Source organism: Thermaurantiacus tibetensis (assembly GCF_015354055.1).
GTDB lineage: Bacteria > Pseudomonadota > Alphaproteobacteria > Sphingomonadales > Sphingomonadaceae > Thermaurantiacus > Thermaurantiacus tibetensis.
On sequence record NZ_JACHTM010000004.1, the window covers coordinates 74058 to 93828 of the forward strand.

Consider the following 19771-nt stretch of genomic DNA (forward strand, 5'->3'; position numbering starts at 1 on the left):
TCAGGCGGCCTTCCGGGCTTCGACTGCGGGCTTCCAGGCGCCATAGGCGTCCCAGACGGCGGCGCGGCCATGGTCCTCGGCGGCGCCGGTCGGCGCCTCGGGGAAGATGGTGCGGTCGACGACGGCCTTCACCCGCGCCGTGAACTGGCTCTCGCGCGGCAGCCCGGCCGCCTCGAGGATCGCGGGCAGGTCGAGCGCGTGCATCGCCGACCAGAAGGGCTCGTTGTTGTTGAAGGCGTCCCAGTCGCGCAGGAACTGCTCGAGGAGCGGCATGGCATCGGTGTAGTTGGGCTGCTCGAGGTGGAGCATGAGCCCGCCGGGCGCGAGCACGCGCGCGCCCTCGGCGATGATCCTGGGCAGCGCCTTGCCGCTGGTCTCGTGCAGGAACATGGTCGTTTGCACCCAGTCGAAGAAGCCGTCCGGGAAGCGCGAGAGATCCTCGGCGTTCATCTGCACGAAGCGGATGTTGGTGACGCCCAGCGCCCGCGCCCGGGCGTGGCCGTAGCGGAGCACTGGGGCGGCGGTGTCGACGGCCCACACCTCCGCCTCGGGGAAGGCTTGGGCGATTGGCACCGCGTTGTGGCCGATGGTGCAGCCGATGTCGAGGATGCGCTTCGGCTTCCAGCCCGGGCGCTCCTCGCGCACCCAGCGGGCGATGGCCTGGCCGCCGCCGTCGGAGAGCGCGCCGAGCGCGCCGCCGGTGGTGGCGAAGATCCCGCAGTCATAGTTGGCCCCGGCCGAGACGTCGCCGGGGAAGAGCTCGCCGTGATAGCTTCCCGGCATGCAGTGGATGTCGACCGCCGCCTGGTAGCGCGGCGTTTCGACCGAGGGGTCGAGCTCGAGCGTGTCGCAGCCGGCGTTGAGGGCGGCGGCCCGCTCGGCCAGCGCGTGGGCCTGCCGCAGCACGATGGAGCGGCCGTTCTGCTGGCGCATCTCCATGCTGTTGCGCTTGAGCGCGCTCCAGAAGCGGTGCCACGGGTCCCGGTTCATCGCGTGGCGCACCTCGAAGCGGTCCTTCGGCTCGCGGCCGTGGGCGGCGACGAAGGCGGGGCGCACGCGCGTTTCCCACGCCAGGCGGTTGCCCGCGCCGAGCGCGCCCGAGAGGTGCCGGTTGAGGTTGGCCAGGAAGTTGAACCGCGCCACCTCGTCGTGGGTCGGCTCGGGGAACATCGCGTGGCGGGCGACCTCGGTGTAAGGCGGGGGGACGTCCTGGGCGGTCATCGGCGGGCTCCTCATCATCGTCCGAATCTGGCGCGCGAGCGCCTCAGATCAACCCTTCGCGTGCGCGGCGTTCAATGACTTCGCGCAAGATCTGGACGGCGTCCCCCGGCGCCCGCGCGCGGACCTTGCCGTCTTCGAGCAGGCTGTCGGCCGGCTGGACGACGCCGGCGTAGGTGTCGCGGAACGGCTCCAGCCGCTGGCGGGCGAGATAGTTCGCCATGCCCGGCTTGCGCCGGGCGCGGCGGGCGGCCTCGATGTCCACCTCGGCAAACGCGTTGCAGTTGGCGCCTGAGAGACTCTCGGCAAGGACGGTGCCGCGCCAGTCGATGACGGCCGAGTTGCCATCGGCGCTCGCGCCGGTGATCCCTGCCCCGGTGATGCCGGCGGTGTTGGCAGAGACCACCCAGGCGAGGTTCTCGAGCGCGCGGGCACGCCGCGCGATCTGCTTGGCGGTGGGCACGAGGCTCCCCGATTCGGAGGAGGAATGGACGAAGATCTCGGCGCCGCGCAGCGCGTGCGCCCGGGCGATCTCGGGGTAGAGGATCTCCTCGCTCGCGATCGCCGCGATCCGGCCGATTGCGGTGTCGGCCACCGGGAAGATCGCCTCGGGGCCATAGTGGCGGGTGTATTCGCTCCACACGTCGTGCGGGCTTGGCGTGTACATCGAGTTGAGCCGCCGGTAGCGCAGCACCACCTCGCCCGACGGGGCGAGGACGACGCTTGCCTGGAAGTGGAGCCCGGGGAAGTGCGGGTCGCTCTCGTAGGCGTTGGCGGCGATGAAGAGGTCGAGCCGCTTCGCCATCTCGCCGAGCGCGGCATATTCGGGGCCGTCGGGTGCGAAGACCCCGCGCGCCTGGAAGTCGGGGACGCGGCCGGTGGGGAAGCCGGTGAAGAGATACTCGGGCAGCACCGCGAGCTTCATGGGCGTGCCCGAGAACTTCTCCAGGAAGTCCCGGGTTCCGGCCAGCTCGGTCTCGAGCTCGCGGATGTGGGCGAGGATCCCGGCACGGGCGGCGGCGGCATCCGGGGCTGCCTCGACGCTCCGCGCCGTCAGCTGCATCGCAACGGCGAGATAGGGCGAAATCATGCGGCGGCAGGCACGGTTCCGGGCGCCTTCAGGACAGGGTAGCGGCCGAGCGTGAGCAGGAGCAGAGCGCCGCCGACGAAAAGGCCGGCAGCCGCGAACAGCATCGGGTCGTAGCTGCCCGAGAGATCCCTGACCCGGCCGTAGACAGCCGGCGAGATGGCAGACGCAATGGCGAAGGCCATGTAGAGCGTTCCGTAGATGCGGCCGTAGTGGGCCAGGCCGAAGTAGCGGCTGGCCAGATAGGCGATGAGGTCGGATTCCGCCCCTGCGGCAAATCCGAGCAGGAAGGCGGCGCCGGCGGCGACCGCGAAGTCGGGGCTGGTGCCGGCAAGCGCCACGGTGGCGATGGCCGGCAGGCAGAGGATGGGGAGGCAGACCGCCGGCGCCCAGAAGCGGTCGAGGAGGAAGCCGGTGACGAGCCGGCCGGCGAGGATGGAGAGGCCGAGGATCTGCATGATGTTGGCGGCCCGCTCGGGCGTGAAGCCATGGAGCTTGACGATCTCGGGCATGTGGATGTGGGCACCGCCATAGGCGAAGGCGACGAGGAAGATCGAGGCGAAGATCGCCCAGAAGCGGCGGTCCTTCAGCGCTTCGGCGAAGGTGATGCCTGCGGCTGCGGAGACGTCTCCCTGCGGGCGTTCCGCTTCCCTCGGCTCGCGGAGCAGCAGGAGGCCAACGGGGAGGCCGACGAGCAGGGGAAGGGCGGCGAGCACGAGATGGGCGGTGCGCCAGCCGTGCGCGCCGATCGCCCAGGTGACGAGCGGAGGGATGACGAGCGCGGCAAGGCTGGTGCCGATCAGCATGATGCCGAGCGCGAGGCCGCGGTTGCGGAAGAACCAGAGGTTGACGATGCGGGAGAAGGTGACGGGGGTGGAGCCGATGCCGACGAAGCCGACGAGCACCCAGATGGCGTAATAGGTCCAGATGGACGTGCCGATCAGGGCGAAGCTTGCGAAGGCGAGGCCGAACAGCCCGAGGCTGGCGAGCGCGACGGGCCTCGCGCCATGGCGATCGGCCATGGCCCCGAACAGGGGGGCGAGGGAGGCGGCGAGCACCCCGAAGATGGTGATGCCGAGCGACATGGCGCCGAAGCTCCAGCCATATTCCCGGGCAAGCTCCGGCATGAAGAACCCGATGCTGTTGTAGGGCACCGGCGAGGCGCCTGTCGCGACGCCCAGCAGGCAGGCGAGGAGCACCGGCCATCCCCGCCGGAACTCGCTGGCCTGGGGCGCGGCCGCGCCCGCCGGTCCTGCCGCGCCCGCCAAGCGACTAGAACTTCCGCTTCAGGCGCACCAGCCAGGTTCGCGGCAGGTTGAGGTAGGTGTAGTTGACGAGGCTCGACTGGCCGAACTCGGTGTCGAAGCAGTTGTCGCACTCGAGCGCGAGAAGCCAGTTGTCGTCGTCGGTGCGGAGCGCGAGGCTTGCCGACACGAGGAAGTGCGAGTCCGTGCGCGAGCCGGTGATGACGTCTCCGCTGAACGGGTTGGCCGGGTAAAGTGCGCCCGAGGGTGCCCGGATCGAGCCGGAGAAGATGGTGGCGTTGGCCGTTCCCTGCTCGAGACTGGAGCGCCAGGTCACGTTGACCGAGGGCGAGAGGATGACGCCCGACCGCTCGAAGGGAAAGTCGTAGGTTCCGCCGAAGGAGAGGCTCCAGTCTGGCGTGCGGACCGGTGTGGCGATGTCGCCGGTGGCGGTCACGATGCCGGCGGCGCAGTCGGGCGCATTGTCGGCGCCGACCCCGAGCGGGATGCGGCCGGCAGCGAGCTGGGCGCGGCAGTCGGCCTGCTGCTGGCGGATCGCCTTCACGCCGAACCGGTTGGGTGCCAGCGTATCGGAGACCTTGTACTTGTCCTTCTGGTAGCCGAGGTTGGCATAGACGTTGAGCCGATCGAGCGGCCTCGCGGTCAGCTCGAGCTCGACGCCCCGGTTCACATAGTCGGCAAAATTCTGGGTGATGAAGGTGATGGCGCCGGTCGCCGGGTTCTGGAAGGCAGACGGCGTCTGCAGGTCCTTCGTGTCGAGCCAGAAGACGGTGAGGTTGGCCTGGAGCCGGTTGCCGAACCACTGGGAGCGCACGCCGCCCTCGTAGCTCCAGACGAACTCCGGGTCGAAGGGCAGGAAGAGGTTGTTCGCGGTTGCCCGCGCGTTCCACCCGCCCGACTTGAAGCCGTTGGTCGCGCTGGCGAAGAAGAGGAGATCCTCCTCCGGCTTCCAGTTGACCACGAAGCGGGGTGTCCACTTGCGTGTCTCCAGCCGGGTCGGGATGGGCGTGCCGTTCGAGGCGACGAGGCTGGCGCCGAGGCAGGTCGGCGGCTTGGGAAGGACGGCGCAGGTCGCGCGGTTGTCGAGGAGCTGGGCGGTCTTGGTCTCATCAGTGTAGCGCACGCCACCCGTCACCGTCAGCTGGTCGGTCAGCTTGACGTCGGCCTGGAGGTAGACCGCCTGCGCCTTGGTGTCGTTCACGAGGATCCGGTCCGCCAGCAGCAGCGGCAGGCCGGTGGGGGAGCCGATGTCGAGGGTGAAGAGGTCGGCGAAGTCGGTCTGGTTCGATTCGTCGTAGAGGTAGAAGCCGGCGACGTAGTCCACGACGCCGCCGAACAGGCTGCCGTCGAGCTTCACTTCCTGGGTGAACTGCTGGTGCCTGCCGGCGTTCAGGATGGCGAAGCCGCCGTTGGTGAAGCCGCGCACCGCCGGAAATGGGTTGGCAGCGGTCGGCGACGCCCGGCCGTCCTGGAAGTCGAGGGCGAAGTCCTGGCTCATGTCGACGACGCCCGTGATGATCGAGAGCCGGTGATTGTCCCCCGCCCACTCGATGTTCGAGGTGACGAGGAGCGTGCCGACCTCGTTGCCGAGCCCGAAGTTCGCCTTCCGGCCCGTCACCGTCTGGGTGTAGCGGCCGCCCGCCGGGCCGCCTTCCCGCATGCCGGTGGTGACAAAGCGCCCCGCGCAGTTGGTCGGGTTCCGGGGATCGCAGGTGAAGTTCAAGAGGTTCTCGCCGTTCGCCTCCATCCAGGCGACGGCAGCATTCCAGGTCAGCCGCTCGGTGGCCCTGAGCTGCACCGCCGCGCGCAGACCCAGCATGTCGTTGTCATTCAGGCGCTCGCCGGTCGTGGTGTTGCGGACATAGCCCTTGTCGTCGTTCCAGTAGCCCGAGAGCTTGACCTGGATGGCCTCCGACAGCGGCAGGTCGACCGAGCCGCGGACCAGCACCCGGCCGTAGGCCCCGTAGCCCGCCTCGAGGAACCCGCCGAATTCGTCCCCCGGGCGCTTCAGGATGACGTTGACGGCGCCGCCGGTGGTGTTGCGGCCGAAGAGCGTGCCCTGCGGTCCGCGCAGCACCTCGATCCGCTCGACGTCGAAGAAGCCGAAGTTGTTGCCGTTCTGGCGGGAGAGGTAGACCTCGTCGACATAGGTGCCGACCGGGGGGTCGAAGGTGGCGATCGTCTCGGTGTTGCCGAGACCGCGGATGTAGTAGGCGTTGGCGGAGCCGAGGCCCGTGTTGTTCGAGCCGAACATGTTCGGCACGAAGTTGAGAAGGCCGAGGGTGTTGAAGATGACGCGGGTCTCGAGCGTGTCGGCGGTGAAGGCCGAGACGGCGAGCGGCACGTCCTGAAGGCTCTCCTCGCGGCGCTGCGAGGTCACCACGATCTCCGGCAGGGCGCCAGGCTGCGCCTCGACCTGCTGGGCGAGGGCGGAACCTCCAGACGGCCCGAGAGCCGTTGCTGCAAGCAGGCACGAACGCACGATCTTCCGCATGGCCAAGCTCCCGTCCTGTTCCGGCGCGGCCCCCCGCTCCCGGACTGCGAAGGCCCCGGCACCCCTGCGCACGCGCCGCCTTCTCCTCGTGCGGCATTTGTCCGGACAACTTTACTCGGCAGGCCGCTTGTGCCTAGTGCATCCGTGCAACAGCCGTCCAGCAAAAGCGAGGTTTCCGTGGCAGACTCCCCTTCCGCCTATCTCGTCGTCACCGCCACCGTCCGGGACCGGGAGAAGATGGCGGCCTACAACCGGGCGCTGGCCGAGACCGGCCTCTATGCCCGGCATGGCGGGCGCTACCTCCTCGTCGGCCGGCCGGTCGAGGATCTCGAGAGCTGGGAAGGGCGCGCCGTGGTGGTCGCCGAGTTCCCGAGCGTCGAGGCGGTCAGGGCCTTCTGGCATGACCCCGACTACCAGGAGAGGGTGAAGCCGCTCAGGGCCGGCGCCGGCGACTTCCACGTCGCCATCTTCGAAGGCGCGCGCTGATGGCGTTGCTCGAGTCGGCCTACCCGGTCCTCGTCTGGCTCCACGTGCTGCTGCTCGTCGTCTGGCTGGGCGGGGACATCGGCGTGTTCCTGCTTGGCCAGCACTTCCGCCGCCGCCACGCCTACAGCCTCGAGACGCGCCTCGTGCTGCTGAAGCTCCTCGTCGCGCTCGACATGGGCCCGCGCTCGGCCTGGGCGCTGATGGTGCCCTCCTCGATAGCGCTGCTCGCGGCCGGCGGCTGGTGGCCGGGGCTCGACTGGAAGCTGCCGGCGCTGGCGCTCGGCATCGGCCTCTTCTGGCTGGCGCTGGTGTGGGTGGCGCATCTCAACGACCAGACGCCGCTTGCCGCGCGCTGCCGGCAGCTCGAGGGCGTGCTGCGCTGGGGGCTGGCCGGCTTCTATCTCCTCCTCGGCCTGCTGTCGCTGCGCAACGGCGGCCCGCTGCCCGGCTTCGTCGCCTGGAAGGCGCTGCTGTTCGGGCTCATCTTCGTTGCCGCCATCCTCATCGACATCGCCTTCAGGCCAGTCGGGCCGCGGCTGGTGGCCCTCATTCGCGACGGCTCGTCGGACGCGACCGAAGTGCCCCTGCGCGCGGCCATGGACCGCACGCGCATCTTCGTGCTGGCGGTCTACGCGCTCCTACTCGTCACCAGCTACGTCGGCGTGGTGAAGCCCGGCACCTAGCCCGCGCGGGGGCCGAGGGACGGACGTGCCGACACGGCAGCGCCGCCCGGTCGCCTCTTCGGAAAACGGCTCCCCCCTTCATGCCCCCGGCCGGGCACGCGGCCCGGCGGGCACCGAGTCACGCCGCCTTGGGCGCCATGATCATGAGCATCTGCCGGCCTTCCATGCGCGGCGCCTGCTCGATCTTGGCATATTCGGCGGCGTCATCGCGCACCCGCTCGAGGAGCTTGAGCCCGAGCTGGCCGTGGGCCAGCTCGCGGCCGCGGAAGCGAAGCGTGAGCTTCACCTTGTCCCCCTCTTCGAGGAACTTGCGCACGGCCTTCATCTTGACCTCGTAGTCGTGGTCGTCGATGTTGGGCCGCATCTTGATTTCCTTGACCTCCTGGACCTTCTGGGTCTTGCGGGCGGCGGCAGCCTTCTTCTGGGTCTCGTACTTGAACTTGCCGACATCGAGGAACTTGCACACCGGCGGGTCGGCGTTGGGCGAGACCTCGACCAGATCAAGCCCGACTTCCTGCGCCGCGGCGATGGCTTCGCGGGTGTACATGATGCCGAGATTCTCGCCATTCTCGTCGATGACCCGGACGCGGGGAACGGTGATGTACTCGTTGTAGCGCGGGCCATTGAGCGTCTGGGGCACCGGCATCATCGCGCGGCGGCTGAACGGGGATCGGATGGTCGTCTCTCCTCGATGTGGAACGTGCCCGATGAAGATAGCGCGCCGGCGCCCGAGCGAAAAGGGGCGGACGTGGTTCAGCCGTCTTCGGGAAGCGGAATCCACTCGGTTTCGCCCGGCACCGTGCCGAATCGGCCACCCTGCGGCGCCGCCGCCCAGTCGGCCTTCGCCGCCGCGATAGCCGCCGGGTCGGAGGCCACGAGGTTCCACCAGATGTGACGGGGCCCGTCGATCGGCGCACCGCCGAACAGCAAGAGGTGCCCCGCCTCCGCAACGGTGAAGCGGAAGGGGCCCGCCGGGGCGATGATCATGGTGCCGGGGCCGTGGGTGCCGTCGCCAATGCCGATCGCCCCCGAGGCGACGTAGATGCCACGCTCCGCGTGCGCATCGGGCAGCGCGAGCTCCGCACCGGCACGGCCGGCGACGTGCAGGTAGAAGATGGGGTGGGGGAAGGCGACCGGCGCGGTGGCGCCGAAGGCGGTGCCGGCGAGGAGTACCGCGCGGCAGCCCGAGAGGTCGAGCACGGGGAGGCTTTCCGCCGGGTGGTGGACGAAGGCCGGGGGGTCGGCCTCGTGGGCCTTCGGCAACGCCACCCAGGTCTGGATGGCGTGGATGCGGTGCCCTGCCGCGCGTTCCTCCGGCGGCGTGCGCTCGCTGTGCTGGATGCCGCGGCCGGCCGTCATCCAGTTGACCGCGCCGGGGCGGATGTCCTGGACGAACCCGAGGGAATCGCGGTGGCGGAGCGCGCCCTCGAACAGGTAGGTGACGGTGGCAAGGCCGATGTGCGGGTGGGGCCGCACGTCGATGCCCTTGCCCGGCGGGAAGTCCGCAGGCCCCAGGTGGTCGAAGAAGATGAAGGGCCCGACCGTCCGCTGCGCCGGGTGCGGCAGAAGCCGCCGCACGGCAAAGCCGCCGAGATCCCGCGGCCGGCCCTCGATCCGGATCATGGCGAACCCCCTTTCCGCAATGCTGCCGCCCGTGGAGACGGCGCGCTCCCGCCGGGTGCGACGCTGTCCCTGTCGAGGCGTGGCAGATGACCGGTGAGGCGGCGGCGAACGCGGGCAAGCGGTCTTTCTATCGACCACCAGACAAGCACGGCCCAGCCCACCGAGAATGCGGCGGCGAGAGTCGCGAGCCCCAAGATGGAGATTTCGGGGAGGTTCGTCCGAATTGCCCAAATGAGGACATGATGGCCGAGATAAAGCGTGTAGGACCAGACGCCCACCATGCGAATCCAGGCCCAGTTCAGTGGCCGGAAGAGCGGGTGATCGGGGCGGGATACGGCATAGTGGAAGAGCACAAGCAGTGCCGCGCCCTGCAAAGTGTAGCGCCAGGTCGCGCGGAAGCTCTCGTCACGGTAGAGCAACGAGATGGTGATCCCGAGAAGCGCCAGTCCCATCAGGAACCACATCCCGGCACCGCCCCCTGGCACGCGAGCGCGAAAGTCGGTCTTCCACCAGAGGAGCGCGAGCAGGCATCCCCACAGAAGCGAGTCGAAGCGCGTGTCCGTGGAAACATAGATGGTCCAGTCGGAGGTGCCGAGCAGATACCAGCGGACCATGCGCCAGCCCAGGATTGCGGCAAGCAGGGCGCCGATCTGCCACAGCCTGACATGTCCGCGGGCCACCCCGATGAAGAGAAGCGGGAAGACGAGATAGAAATGTTCCTCGACCGAAAGTGACCAGAGCACCCGCAGGCCTTCGACACCAGCGGTGCGGTCTCCGGTGGCGACCGCGAAGTAGTTGTAGAAAAAGAAGATCTGGCTGAGCAGAGTCGCCGGGTCGAGGTCGGCTGGAACCAGGCCGGCAAGTGCAAGTGCGACGGCGCCCGCGAGGGTCACAAGGAGCGGGGGGATGAGCCGGATGACTCGCCGCGCGTAGAAGGCGCGGAGCGAGACGGTACCCCATCGATCCCATTCGCGCGCAAGCAGCGTGGTGATGAGGAACCCCGAGAGGAAGAAGAAGATCGTGACCCCGAACCCACCGGGCACCGGGACAGCGAAGCCGACATGCGAGACAAACACGATCCCGACGGCAAGTGCGCGGAGCCCGTCAAGCGACGGGATGTTGTCGTGGCCGGCTGGCGCGGCACCTGCGCTCTGACGGGGCGAAACGAGCCGTTCGGTCATCGCGCGGGGGGTCCTCCCTTCGATCGCGGCTCCTTGGCAGGGGTGGTGCGGCACGACAATCCGCCCCGGCCGCCAGCGGTCCCGCCTCGCGTTGGCCGGAAGACGGCTTCGCGCCAGCCGGGCTTGCAGCTAGTGCCGGGGCCACATGGATGACGGAGGATCGGGATGCAGCTGAAGGATCGGGTCGCGATCGTGACGGGGGCGGCAAGCGGCATCGGCCGGGCCATTGCCGAGGCGTTCCATCGCGAGGGGGCGCGCGTCGCCATCGCCGACCTCGCCGGCGACCGCGCTGCAGAGGTGGCGGCGGCGCTCGATCCCTCGGGCGCCACGGCGATGGCGGTTCCCATGGACGTGACCGACGAGGCCGCGGTCGACTCGGGCACGGCCGCCGTGATCGAGCGGCTGGGCGGGCTCGACATCCTGGTGTCCAACGCCGGGATCCAGATCGTCGCGCCGCTCGTCGACTTCACGCTCGCCGACTGGCGCAGGATGCTCGCCATCCACCTCGACGGCGCGTTCCTGACCACCCGGGCGGCGATGCGCCACATGCAGGCAAGCGGGCGGGGCGGGGCGATCCTCTACATGGGCTCGGTCCATTCCAAGACCGCCTCCAAGCTGAAGGCGCCCTATGTCACGGCGAAGCACGGGCTCCTCGGCCTTGCGCGCACGGTGGCGAAGGAGGGGGCGGCGCACGGCATTCGCGCCAACGTGATCTGCCCCGGCTTCGTGCTGACCCCGCTCGTCGAGAAGCAGATCCCCGAGCAGGCGAAGGAATTCGGCATCTCGGAAGAGGAGGTGGTGAAGACCATCATGCTGAAGGAGACGGTGGACGGTGAGTTCACGACGCTCGCCGATGTCGCCGAGGCCGCGGTCTTCCTCGCCGGGTTCGGGAGCGCGGCCTTGACCGGCCAGTCGCTCATCGTCTCCCATGGCTGGCACATGGAGTAGCGGGCGCGTGCACCTGCCGGTGAGGGAGCGCGCTGGCGCGTCTGGCATTTCCGGGAGCCTGCGCTACATCCCGGCAATGGACGCGCTTCTCTACGGTGACCTTGCGCCCGACGAGGCTGAGCGCCTCGCCCGGCGCCACCTCTCGGGCTACGACGACGGCGAGCTCTACCTCCAGTATGCCGTGTCCGAATCGCTCGGGTTCGACGACGGGCGCCTGAAGACCGCAAGCTTCGACACGAGCCGCGGCTTCGGCCTGCGCGCGGTTTCCGGCGAGACGACCGGCTTTGCCCACTCGACCGAGGTGAGCGCGGCAGCGATCGCCCGGGCGGCCGAGACGCTCGCGCTGGTCGGCCCCGGCACCGCGCCCGCCCCGCCGCCGCGCGGCACCAACGCCCGGCTCTACACCGACGCCAACCCCCTCGCGTCCGTCCCCTTCGACCGCAAGGTGGCGCTTCTCCAGGCGATCGATGCCCATGCCCGGGCGGCAGACCCGAGGGTCGCGCAGGTCTCGGCCTCGCTCGCCGCCTCCTGGTCGCTCGTCGACATCGTCCGCGCCGACGGCACGCGCGTGCGCGACATCCGGCCGCTGGTGCGGCTCAACGTCGGCATCGTCGCCGAGGCGAACGGGCGGCGCGAATCGGGCAGCTGGGGCCTTGGCGGGCGACACCTGCCCGACGCGCTGCTCGCCCCAGAGGTGTGGCAGGATGCGGTGGCGCGCGCGCTTTCGCAGGCGCTCGTCAACCTCGAGGCGGTGCCCGCACCCGCCGGCGAGATGCCGGTGGTGCTTGGGCCCGGGTGGCCGGGCATTCTCCTCCACGAGGCGGTCGGCCACGGGCTCGAGGGGGACTTCAACCGCAAGGGCTCGTCGATCTTCGCCGGCCGGGTCGGCGAGCGGGTGGCCGCGCCCGGCGTCACCGTCATCGACGACGGCACGCTCGAAGGCCGGCGCGGCTCGCTCAGCGTCGACGACGAGGGCACGCCGACGGCGCGCACCGTCCTCATCGAGGACGGCATCCTCAAGGGCTACATGCAGGACCGGCTGAACGCGCGGCTGATGGGCGTCGCCGAGACCGGCAACGGCCGGCGCGAGAGCTACGCCCATGCCCCCATGCCGCGGATGACCAACACCTTCATGGCCGCCGGCACCGAGGACCCTGCGGCCATCATCGCCCGGGTCGACCGGGGCATCTACGCCAAGAGCTTCGGCGGCGGCCAGGTCGACATCGTCTCGGGCAAGTTCGTCTTCTCCTGCACCGAGGCGTGGATCATCCAGAAGGGGCGGCTGACCGCTCCCATCAAGGGCGCGACTCTCATCGGCCACGGACCCGAGGTGATGCAGCGCATCGCTGCGATCGGCAACGACCTCGCGCTTGATCCGGGCATCGGCACCTGCGGCAAGGCCGGCCAGTCGGTGCCGGCCGGGGTCGGTCAGCCGACCCTTCTCGTCGAACGGCTGACGGTGGGCGGCACCGCGTGACGGCGGGCCCTGCCGCCGCGCCGCTGGCCGAGCTTGAACGGCTGCACGACGTCGCCCTTGCCGAGATCATGGCCGGGCGGCTGCGCACCGCAGGCATTGCCGCGACCCTCTTTGACGCCGGCTTTGCGGGGCTCCTCGGCGGCGGCCTGCCGGGCATCCGGCTCATGGTGCCGGCAGCCGACCTCCGCGCGGCCCGGGCGCTCCTCAGCGCGCCGGGCTCCGACCAACCCATGCACAAGGATTAGGCAGGGGCGAGGTCGATACCCCTCCTTGGCTGAATTTCTGGGCAGCGGCGGCGCCTCGTCTGCTGCAGCGCACAAGGTGGCACCCCGGGCGCGAGGTTGGCACGAATCCTGCATCGCGCTCCGGCGGGCTTGGCTCGTCGGAAAGGGGGTCGTCGCCTTGAAGCTGATCATTGCCGTGGTGAAGCCGTTCAAGCTGGACGAGGTGCGCGAGGCGCTGACCGCGCTTGGCGTCACCGGCATGACGGTCACCGAAGTGAAGGGGTTCGGCCGGCAGAAGGGCCAGACCGAGATCTACCGCGGGGCCGAGTACACCACCAACATGGTGCCGAAGGTGAAGATCGAGGTGGCCGTGACCGATGCGCTCGCGGCCCGCGCGGTCGAGACCATCCAGCAGGCCGCGCACACCGGTGCGATCGGCGACGGCAAGATCTTCGTCGTCGAGCTGGCGCAAGCCGTGCGGATCCGCACCGGCGAAACCAACGAGACCGCGCTGTGAGCGCGATCCTGCCCATCAGCAAGGAGGGGTGCTTGTCCGTGCCGTCGTTCCATCGTTTTGCTACCGCGCTGAAGGCCTCCGCCCTCGCGCTCCTGTGTCTTGCCGCCCCGGTTCTCGCCCAGGAGGCGGAGGCCCCGGTCCCGAACAAGGGCGATACGGCGTGGATGATCGTGGCCTCGGTGCTGGTCATGCTCATGATCGTGCCGGGTCTCGCCCTCTTCTACGGGGGTCTCGTGCGCACCAAGAACATGCTCTCGGTGCTGACCCAGGTGACGGCGGTGGCGAGCCTCGCCATGCTCATGTGGGTGATGGTGGGCTACAGCCTGTCCTTCGGCGGGGACTTCAACCAGTTCATCTCGATGGGCAAGTTCTTCCTGGCCGGGATGACCTCGGACTCGACGGCGGCCACCTTCACCGACGGCGTCGTCATCCCCGAGTTCATCTTCGTCGCCTTCCAGATGACCTTCTCGGCGATTACCGTCGCGCTCGTCGTCGGCGGGCTCGTGGAGCGGATGAAGTTCTCCGCCCTCATGGTCTTCGCGCTCGTCTGGCTGGTCATCGTCTACTACCCGATCGCGCACATGGTCTGGTATGCGGGTGCCGACGAGGCGACCACCGGCCTCATCTTCGGCTGGGGCGCGCTCGACTTCGCCGGCGGCACCGTCGTCCACATCAACGCCGGGGTCTCCGCGCTCGTCGGCGCCTACATCCTCGGCAAGCGCATGGGCTACATGAAGGAGCCCATGCCGCCGCATTCGCTGACCATGACGCTCATCGGCACCGGCCTGCTCTGGGTGGGCTGGTTCGGGTTCAACGGCGGCTCGGCGCTCGAGGCCGACGGCATTGCGAGCCTCGCGGTTCTCAACACCTTCGTCGCGACCGCTGCCGGAATCCTCTTCTGGATGCTCTGCGAGAAGGTGACCGGCCACAACGGCTCGCTGCTGGGCGCCTGCTCGGGCGCCATTGCCGGTCTTGTCGCGGTCACGCCCGCCGCCGGCAACAGCGGTCCGTTCGGTGCCATCCTTCTCGGGGCTGTCGCCGGCTTCCTCTGCTGCCTGTTCGTCATGCAGCTGAAGCCGAAGCTCGGCTTCGACGACAGCCTCGACGTGTTCGGGATCCACGGCATCGGCGGCATCATCGGCTCGGTGGGCACCGCCTTCACCATGCTGCCCGCGCTCGGCGGCCCCGGCGATCCGGCCGAGTATGTGCTCGGCGCCCAGCTCTGGATCCAGGTGAAGTCGGTGCTCGTCGCCATCGCCTGGGCCGCGATCGGGTCGGCGATCGCCTTCGGCATCGCCAAGGCGCTGACCGGCCTTCGCGTCAGCCCCGAGGTCGAGCGCGAGGGGCTCGACCTCGGCGAGCATGGCGAGCGCGCCTACAACTTCTGAGCTTCCCTTCCTCCCCAAGGAACCACCTCCCCCGGCGGGCAACCGCCGGGGGCTTCTTTTGGCGAAAGCGCGAACGCCAGCCTGCAGCGCAGGGACGAGCGCGTCGCCCCTAGCGCGGGCGCGGGAGGTTCGGGCGGAAGGGCGGCGGCGGCCCCGCCGGCCGCTCCCGGCGCGGCTGCTGCGACTGGTAGGCGAGCAGGCAGTGGTCGGGGCAGTAGGGGAAGCCGTGTGCGACCGGCTGGCCGCAGAAGTGGAAGTCGGGCTCGTCCGGGTGACCGATGGGCCACTTGCAGATCTTGTCGGTGAGGTCGAGGAGGGTGACCCGCTTCGGCCGTTCGGATGGGCGCACCAGCTTCCGCGGTGCGGCTGGAACGGTCGGCGGCGCGACTGCCGGCGGTGCCTCGGCCTCGGCTAACGCGGCAGTCTCCGCGGCCGCGGGCGCCTCTGGCGGCGGCGCGGCTTCCGGCGCCGGCTCGGGGCGGGTCTTCGCCTTTGCCGCGGGATCCTCGGTGCGGCCCTCGCCGCCGCGCAGCGGCGACGGGCGGGCAGCAAGCCCGAGCCGGTGGGCCTTGCCGATCACGGCGTTGCGGGTGAGCCCCTCGCCGAGCGCCTCGGCGATCTGGCTCGCCGACCAGCCCTCCTGCCAGTAGCGCGTGAGAAGGGCGATCCGCTCCTCGGTCCAGGCCATGCTTGTGTCCTCGCGTCGGTCAGATGGTCTCGCGGGCGCAGACGCTGGTCCGGCCTCGATCCCCGGCCGGGCGGTGATCTTGTCGAGGGGGCAGCGCGCCGTCTAGGTGCCCCGCCGTGGACCACGCCCGCTCCCCCATCCCGCTGCGCCCGCCCGGCGAGCCGGTCATCCGCGGCGTCAACTGGCTGGGGGTCTGGACCCTCTATGTGAAGGAGGTGCGGCGCTTCTTCAAGGTCCAGATGCAGACGATCTGGGCGCCCGCCATCACCACCCTCCTGTTCCTCGCCATCTTCATGGTCGCGCTCGGTGGCGTGAAGCGGGAGGTGCTCGGCGTCGCCTACGGCAGCTTCCTCGGGCCCGGCCTCATCATCATGGGCATGGCGCAGAACAGCTTCCAGAACACGGTCTCCAGCCTCATCATCGCCAAGGTGCAGGGCACGATCGTTGACGTCCTCATGCCGCCGCTCTCGCCGCGCGAGCTCCTCGCCGCCTGGGTGGCCGGGGCGGTTACGCGGGCCTGGCTCGTCGGGCTCGCCATCTGGGGCGCCATGCTGCTCTGGCCGGACGTCAACGTTGCCATCGCCCACCTGCCGCAGGTGCTGCTGTTCGGCACGCTCGGCGCCGTACTCCTTGCCCTGCTCGGAGTGCTCACCGGCCTCTGGGCGGAGAAGTTCGACCACGGCGCGGCCGTCACCAACTTCGTCGTGCAGCCGCTCACCCTGCTCTCGGGCACCTTCTACGCGATCGACCGGCTGCCCGAGGCGATGCAGGCGGTCTCGCGCGCCAACCCCTTCTTCTACATGATCGACGGGTTCCGCGCGGGCTTCATCGGCGTCGCCGAGGCCGACCCGCGGCTTGGCGCGCTCGTCGTCGGCGGCCTTGCCCTCCTCCTCTGGGTTGCGGCGTGGCGCCTCCTCGAATCGGGGTGGAAAGTCCGCGCCTGAGCCGCTATCCCCCCGGGTCGCGGCGGTCCGGGCGGCCGCCGTTTTCCATTGGCCGACCGCGAGGACCTGCCCATGATCCCCGTGCTGATGCCCGTCTACGCCCGCTCGGAGGTTGCGCCCGTCCGCGGCGAGGGCTGCTACCTCTACGATGCCGAGGGGCGCCGGTGGCTCGACTTCGCGAGCGGAATCGCGGTCAACTGCCTCGGCCACGGCCACCCGCACTTCACCGCGCGGGTGAAGGCGCAGGTCGAGACCCTCATCCATGTCTCCAACCTCTACGCCTCGCCGCAGCAGGAGGCCGTCGCCCGCCGGCTGGTCGCGCTCACCTTCGCCGACACGGTCTTCTTCACCAACTCCGGCGCCGAGGCGATCGAGTGCGCGGTCAAGACCTGCCGCCGCTTCCACTTCGCCGCCGGCCGGGCCGAGCGCTACCGCATCCTCACCTTCTCGAACGCCTTCCATGGCCGGACCATGACGGCGATCGCGGCGACCGACCAGGCGAAGCTCCGCGACGGCTTCGAGCCGCTGCCCGACTGGTTCCGGGTACTCCCCTTCGACGACCTCGCCGCTGCCGAGGCCGCCATCGACGACTCGATCGGCGGCATCCTGGTGGAGCCGGTCCAGGGCGAGGGCGGGGTGCGCCCGGCCTCGCCCGCCTTCCTCCAGGGCCTCCGCCGCCTGTGCGATGCCCACGGCCTTCTCCTCATCCTCGACGAAGTCCAGTGCGGCGTGGGGCGCACGGGCACGCTCTTCGCCCACGAGCAGTACGGCATCACCCCCGACATCATGGCGATCGCCAAGGGCATCGGCGGTGGCGTGCCGGTCGGCGCGTGCCTTGCGACCGAGCGGGCGGCCGCCGGCATGACGGTCGGCACCCATGGCTCCACCTACGGCGGCAACCCGCTTGCCATGGCCGCCTGCGAGGCGGTGCTCGACATCGTCGCCGAGCCGGCCTTCCTCGAGACCGTCCGGGCGCGCGCGGCGCGGCTGCGCGGCGAGCTCGAGCAGATGATCCCCAACCACCCGATCTTCGAGGGCGTGCGCGGCCTCGGGCTCATGCTCGGCCTCAAGCTGCGGACCGACAGCCGCGCCTTCGTCGCCCACCTGCGGACCCACGGGCTGCTGACCGTTGCCGCAGCCGACAACGTCGTCCGCATCCTCCCTCCGCTCGTCATCGAGGAGGAGCATATCCGCGAGGCCGTGGCGAAGCTCTCGGCCGCGGCGGCAGACTACCGGGTGCCGGAGGCCGCCTGAAGCGTGCGCCACTTCCTCACCCTTGCCGATGCCGGCCCGGCAGCGCTCCGGCGGATCCTCGACTGCGCGCATGCCCTCAAGGCCGCCCGCGCCGGCCGGCCGAAGGGCGCGGCCGACGACGGCGCGCGGCTTGCCGGACGGGTGCTCGCCGCCATCTTCGAGCGGCCGTCAACGCGCACCCGGCTCTCGTTCGACATCGCCATGCGCCAGCTCGGCGGCGGCACCATCACGCTCGCCGCGGGCGACCTGCAGCTCGGCCGGGGCGAGACCATCCACGATACCGCCCGCGTCATGTCGCGGATGGTCGATGCCGTCGTCATCCGCGCGCGCGCGCATGCCGATCTCGAGGCCTTCGCCGCCGCTGCCGACGTGCCCGTCATCAACGGGCTGACGGAGCGCGCGCACCCGTGCCAGGCGGTTGCCGACCTGATGACGGTGGAGGAGCGGCTGGGCCGCCCGGTCGCCGGCACCCGCTGGGCGTGGCTGGGGGACGGCAACAACGTCGCCCGCTCGCTGATCGAGGCCGCCGGCCTCATGGGCTTCGCGCTCCGGGTCGCAACGCCCCCGGCCTACGCCCCCGATGCGGGCGTCGTGGCTGCCGCCCGGGCCCGGGGTGCCGCTGTTGAGACCATGGACGACCCGCTCCGCGCGGTCGCCGGGGCCGACGTCGTCGCCACCGACACCTGGGTGTCGATGGGCGACGAGGACGCGGCGGCCCGCCGGCGGGCGATGGAGCCCTTCCAGGTGAACCCGATGCTGATGGCCGCTGCCCGCCCCGGCGCCATCTTCCTCCACTGCCTGCCCGCCCACCGCGGCGAGGAAGTGACCGACAGCGTGATCGACGGGCCGCAGTCCGCCGTCTGGGACGAGGCGGAAAACCGGGTCCACGCGCAGAAGGCCATCCTCCTGTGGCTGTTCGGCCACCTCGGCGACTGACGCGCCGGGGCGAAGGCACGGGAGGCACGGACATGGCGGACTGTGACCGGGTCTTCGGCTTCCTCATCCCCGGGCGCGACGTGCGCGGACGGGTGGTTCGGCTCGGCCCGGTGCTCGACGAGATCCTCTCGGCCCATGCCTATGCCGAGACCCCGGCGCGGCTGCTTGCCGAGGCGCTGGTCCTTGCTGCGCTCATGGGGGCCATCCTTCGCCCCGACGAGGGGCAGGTCACGATCCAGGCGCAGCCGGCCGGCCGCCGCGAGGCGCCCGTCAGGCTGCTGGTCGCCGACTTCCTCGGCGGCGCCCTGCGCGGCTACGTCTCCGTCGACCCCGACCGGCGCCTTGCGCCCGAAGCGGGGCTGGAGGCCATGTTCGGCGGCGGCAACCTCGTCATCACCCTTGACCAGGCGGCAACCGCCGAGCGCTACCAGGGCATCGTTGCCCTCGAGGGGCCCTCGCTCGCGGCTGCCGCCGAGACCTATTTCGCGAACTCGGAGCAGCTGCCGACGCTTGTCCGCCTCGTCGCGCGGCGCAGGCCCGACGGCTCGATGACGGCAGGCGGGCTCATCCTCCAGCACCTGCCGCGGGGCGAGGCGGGCGGGCCCCGCCTCCACGTCGAGGAGGCCCACCCGGACTGGGCGCATGTCGCAGCCCTGGCCGCGACCGTGACACCCGAGGAGCTCGCCGACCCTGACCTCCCGCTCGAGACGCTGCTCTGGCGGCTGTTCCACGAGGACGAGGTGCGGCTTTTGCCTTCCATGCCGCTCTCGCGCGGCTGCCGCTGCTCGGAAGCCTATATCCGCGAGGTGCTGCTGCGCTTCCCCGAAGCCGAGCGGGCGGCGATGCGCGGCGAGGACGGCCGGATTTCCGTCGACTGCGAGTTCTGTTCGAAGCGGTTCGTCTTCGCGGTCTAGAAGCCGTGGCCGTTCCGGCCGATATTGGGGACATGCGCCATGCCCTTCCCTTCCTCCTCGTCGCGGGCGCGCTGCCGGCGGCCGCGGCGCCCGCGGCTCCTGCCCTGCGCATCTTCGCCGACGGCTTCCCGAGGGGCGCGTGGGAGGCCAGCGAGGGCGGGCGGGGCGCTGCGCGCCGCATGACGCTTGCCGACCCGGCGGCCCTGCTCTTCGCCGGCCGGGTTCTCCCGCGCGATTGCCGGCTCACGGTGCTTGCCGACACGCCCGAGCGCGCGGTCGTGAGCTGGACCTGCCCGGGGGGCGACAGCGGCCGCAGCGAGATCCGCCGCGACCATGCCGGCCTCTACGTCGTCCATGCGCAGGGCGTGAGCGGCCGGCTGCCGTTCGCGTCAAGCGCCGAGTACCGGTTCCTCGGCAACTGAGCCGGGCCCTCCCCGGCTGCGG

At 70.4% G+C, this 19771-nt stretch carries 20 protein-coding genes; 12 read left to right on the forward strand and 8 right to left on the reverse strand.

Features of this window, described 5'->3' with window-relative positions; all coding sequences use genetic code 11:
* The 4 genes from H3H34_RS10850 to H3H34_RS10865 form a co-directional block, all read right to left on the reverse strand.
* Positions 1-1221, reverse strand: a complete 1221-nt coding sequence (locus H3H34_RS10850) for a class I SAM-dependent methyltransferase (protein WP_194745315.1) — start codon at positions 1219-1221, stop codon at positions 1-3.
* Positions 1222-1264: 43 nt separating this feature from the next.
* Complete coding sequence (locus H3H34_RS10855; protein ID WP_194745316.1) at positions 1265-2308, reverse strand: nitrilase-related carbon-nitrogen hydrolase; 1044 nt, start codon at positions 2306-2308, stop codon at positions 1265-1267.
* A complete protein-coding gene (locus H3H34_RS10860) occupies positions 2305-3504 on the reverse strand; it encodes an MFS transporter (RefSeq protein WP_328831892.1) in 1200 nt (399 codons plus the stop codon). The genes H3H34_RS10855 and H3H34_RS10860 overlap by 4 nt, the downstream gene beginning before the upstream one ends.
* Before the next feature lie 73 nt (positions 3505-3577).
* A complete protein-coding gene (locus H3H34_RS10865) occupies positions 3578-6064 on the reverse strand; it encodes a TonB-dependent receptor (RefSeq protein WP_207790912.1) in 2487 nt (828 codons plus the stop codon).
* 177 nt (positions 6065-6241) lie between these two features.
* On the opposite strand from H3H34_RS10865, the gene H3H34_RS13905 reads away from it, so the two are divergent.
* Positions 6242-6550: a DUF1330 domain-containing protein gene (locus H3H34_RS13905; RefSeq protein ID WP_194745317.1), complete on the forward strand. Its 309-nt coding sequence runs from the start codon at positions 6242-6244 to the stop codon at positions 6548-6550.
* A complete protein-coding gene (locus H3H34_RS10875) occupies positions 6550-7233 on the forward strand; it encodes a hypothetical protein (protein WP_194745318.1) in 684 nt (227 codons plus the stop codon). Before H3H34_RS13905 ends, H3H34_RS10875 begins: the two co-directional genes overlap by 1 nt.
* A 118-nt stretch (positions 7234-7351) precedes the next feature.
* Here H3H34_RS10875 and infC read toward each other — a convergent pair whose 3' ends face one another.
* From infC to H3H34_RS10890, 3 genes are all read right to left on the reverse strand, one after another.
* On the reverse strand, positions 7352-7879 hold the full coding sequence (gene infC / locus H3H34_RS10880) for a translation initiation factor IF-3 (protein ID WP_194745319.1): 528 nt from the start codon (positions 7877-7879) through the stop codon (positions 7352-7354).
* A 107-nt stretch (positions 7880-7986) separates the two neighbouring features.
* Entirely contained in the window at positions 7987-8856 is an 870-nt protein-coding gene (locus H3H34_RS10885; RefSeq protein WP_194745320.1) for a pirin family protein, read from the reverse strand.
* A complete protein-coding gene (locus H3H34_RS10890) occupies positions 8853-10037 on the reverse strand; it encodes an acyltransferase family protein (protein ID WP_194745321.1) in 1185 nt (394 codons plus the stop codon). Before H3H34_RS10890 ends, H3H34_RS10885 begins: the two co-directional genes overlap by 4 nt.
* 165 nt (positions 10038-10202) lie before the next feature.
* On the opposite strand from H3H34_RS10890, the gene H3H34_RS10895 reads away from it, so the two are divergent.
* The 5 genes from H3H34_RS10895 (at position 10203) to H3H34_RS10915 (ending at position 14591) form a co-directional block, all read left to right on the forward strand.
* Entirely contained in the window at positions 10203-10985 is a 783-nt protein-coding gene (locus tag H3H34_RS10895) for a 3-hydroxybutyrate dehydrogenase (protein ID WP_194745322.1), read from the forward strand.
* A gap of 76 nt (positions 10986-11061) precedes the next feature.
* Complete coding sequence (gene tldD / locus H3H34_RS10900; RefSeq protein ID WP_207790913.1) at positions 11062-12462, forward strand: metalloprotease TldD; 1401 nt, start codon at positions 11062-11064, stop codon at positions 12460-12462.
* Entirely contained in the window at positions 12459-12707 is a 249-nt protein-coding gene (locus H3H34_RS10905) for a putative signal transducing protein (protein ID WP_194745324.1), read from the forward strand. The genes tldD and H3H34_RS10905 overlap by 4 nt, the downstream gene beginning before the upstream one ends.
* A gap of 157 nt (positions 12708-12864) precedes the next feature.
* A complete protein-coding gene (locus H3H34_RS10910) occupies positions 12865-13203 on the forward strand; it encodes a P-II family nitrogen regulator (protein WP_194745325.1) in 339 nt (112 codons plus the stop codon).
* A 38-nt stretch (positions 13204-13241) separates the two neighbouring features.
* On the forward strand, positions 13242-14591 hold the full coding sequence (locus tag H3H34_RS10915; RefSeq protein ID WP_408033958.1) for an ammonium transporter: 1350 nt from the start codon (positions 13242-13244) through the stop codon (positions 14589-14591).
* A 109-nt stretch (positions 14592-14700) separates the two neighbouring features.
* Here the strand turns inward: H3H34_RS10915 and H3H34_RS10920 are convergent, their stop codons facing one another.
* The gene (locus H3H34_RS10920; RefSeq protein ID WP_194745326.1) at positions 14701-15279 is read right to left on the reverse strand and encodes a GcrA family cell cycle regulator; all 579 of its coding nucleotides are present in this window, start codon (positions 15277-15279) and stop codon (positions 14701-14703) included.
* A 116-nt stretch (positions 15280-15395) separates the two neighbouring features.
* Here H3H34_RS10920 and H3H34_RS10925 point away from each other — a divergent pair, with 116 nt between their 5' ends.
* From H3H34_RS10925 to H3H34_RS10945, 5 genes are all read left to right on the forward strand, one after another.
* Positions 15396-16223, forward strand: a complete 828-nt coding sequence (locus tag H3H34_RS10925; RefSeq protein ID WP_194745327.1) for an ABC transporter permease — start codon at positions 15396-15398, stop codon at positions 16221-16223.
* Between the two features lie 72 nt (positions 16224-16295).
* Complete coding sequence (locus tag H3H34_RS13710) at positions 16296-17477, forward strand: aspartate aminotransferase family protein (protein WP_194745328.1); 1182 nt, start codon at positions 16296-16298, stop codon at positions 17475-17477.
* A 3-nt stretch (positions 17478-17480) separates the two neighbouring features.
* Positions 17481-18413 carry an ornithine carbamoyltransferase gene (argF, locus tag H3H34_RS10935; RefSeq protein WP_194745329.1) on the forward strand — a complete coding sequence of 311 codons (933 nt, stop codon included), beginning with the start codon at positions 17481-17483 and terminating at the stop codon, positions 18411-18413.
* A 32-nt stretch (positions 18414-18445) separates the two neighbouring features.
* Positions 18446-19327: an Hsp33 family molecular chaperone HslO gene (gene hslO, locus H3H34_RS10940; protein ID WP_194745330.1), complete on the forward strand. Its 882-nt coding sequence runs from the start codon at positions 18446-18448 to the stop codon at positions 19325-19327.
* Positions 19328-19359: 32 nt separating this feature from the next.
* Positions 19360-19749, forward strand: a complete 390-nt coding sequence (locus tag H3H34_RS10945; protein WP_194745331.1) for a hypothetical protein — start codon at positions 19360-19362, stop codon at positions 19747-19749.
* Positions 19750-19771: the final 22 nt, after the last annotated feature.

Bases quoted from the DNA above. Each gene is read 5' to 3' on its own strand.
- H3H34_RS10850 (WP_194745315.1), bottom strand. From the start codon at position 1,221: ATGACCGCCCAGGACGTCCCCCCGCCTTACACCGAGGTCGCCCGCCAC.
- H3H34_RS10855 (WP_194745316.1), bottom strand. From the start codon at position 2,308: ATGATTTCGCCCTATCTCGCCGTTGCGATGCAGCTGACGGCGCGGAGC.
- H3H34_RS10865 (WP_207790912.1), bottom strand. From the start codon at position 6,064: ATGCGGAAGATCGTGCGTTCGTGCCTGCTTGCAGCAACGGCTCTCGGG.
- H3H34_RS10875 (WP_194745318.1), top strand. From the start codon at position 6,550: ATGGCGTTGCTCGAGTCGGCCTACCCGGTCCTCGTCTGGCTCCACGTG.
- infC (WP_194745319.1), bottom strand. From the start codon at position 7,879: ATGCCGGTGCCCCAGACGCTCAATGGCCCGCGCTACAACGAGTACATC.
- H3H34_RS10885 (WP_194745320.1), bottom strand. From the start codon at position 8,856: ATGATCCGGATCGAGGGCCGGCCGCGGGATCTCGGCGGCTTTGCCGTG.
- H3H34_RS10890 (WP_194745321.1), bottom strand. From the start codon at position 10,037: ATGACCGAACGGCTCGTTTCGCCCCGTCAGAGCGCAGGTGCCGCGCCA.
- H3H34_RS10895 (WP_194745322.1), top strand. From the start codon at position 10,203: ATGCAGCTGAAGGATCGGGTCGCGATCGTGACGGGGGCGGCAAGCGGC.
- tldD (WP_207790913.1), top strand. From the start codon at position 11,062: ATGGACGCGCTTCTCTACGGTGACCTTGCGCCCGACGAGGCTGAGCGC.
- H3H34_RS10920 (WP_194745326.1), bottom strand. From the start codon at position 15,279: ATGGCCTGGACCGAGGAGCGGATCGCCCTTCTCACGCGCTACTGGCAG.
- H3H34_RS13710 (WP_194745328.1), top strand. From the start codon at position 16,296: ATGATCCCCGTGCTGATGCCCGTCTACGCCCGCTCGGAGGTTGCGCCC.
- hslO (WP_194745330.1), top strand. From the start codon at position 18,446: ATGGCGGACTGTGACCGGGTCTTCGGCTTCCTCATCCCCGGGCGCGAC.
- H3H34_RS10945 (WP_194745331.1), top strand. From the start codon at position 19,360: ATGCGCCATGCCCTTCCCTTCCTCCTCGTCGCGGGCGCGCTGCCGGCG.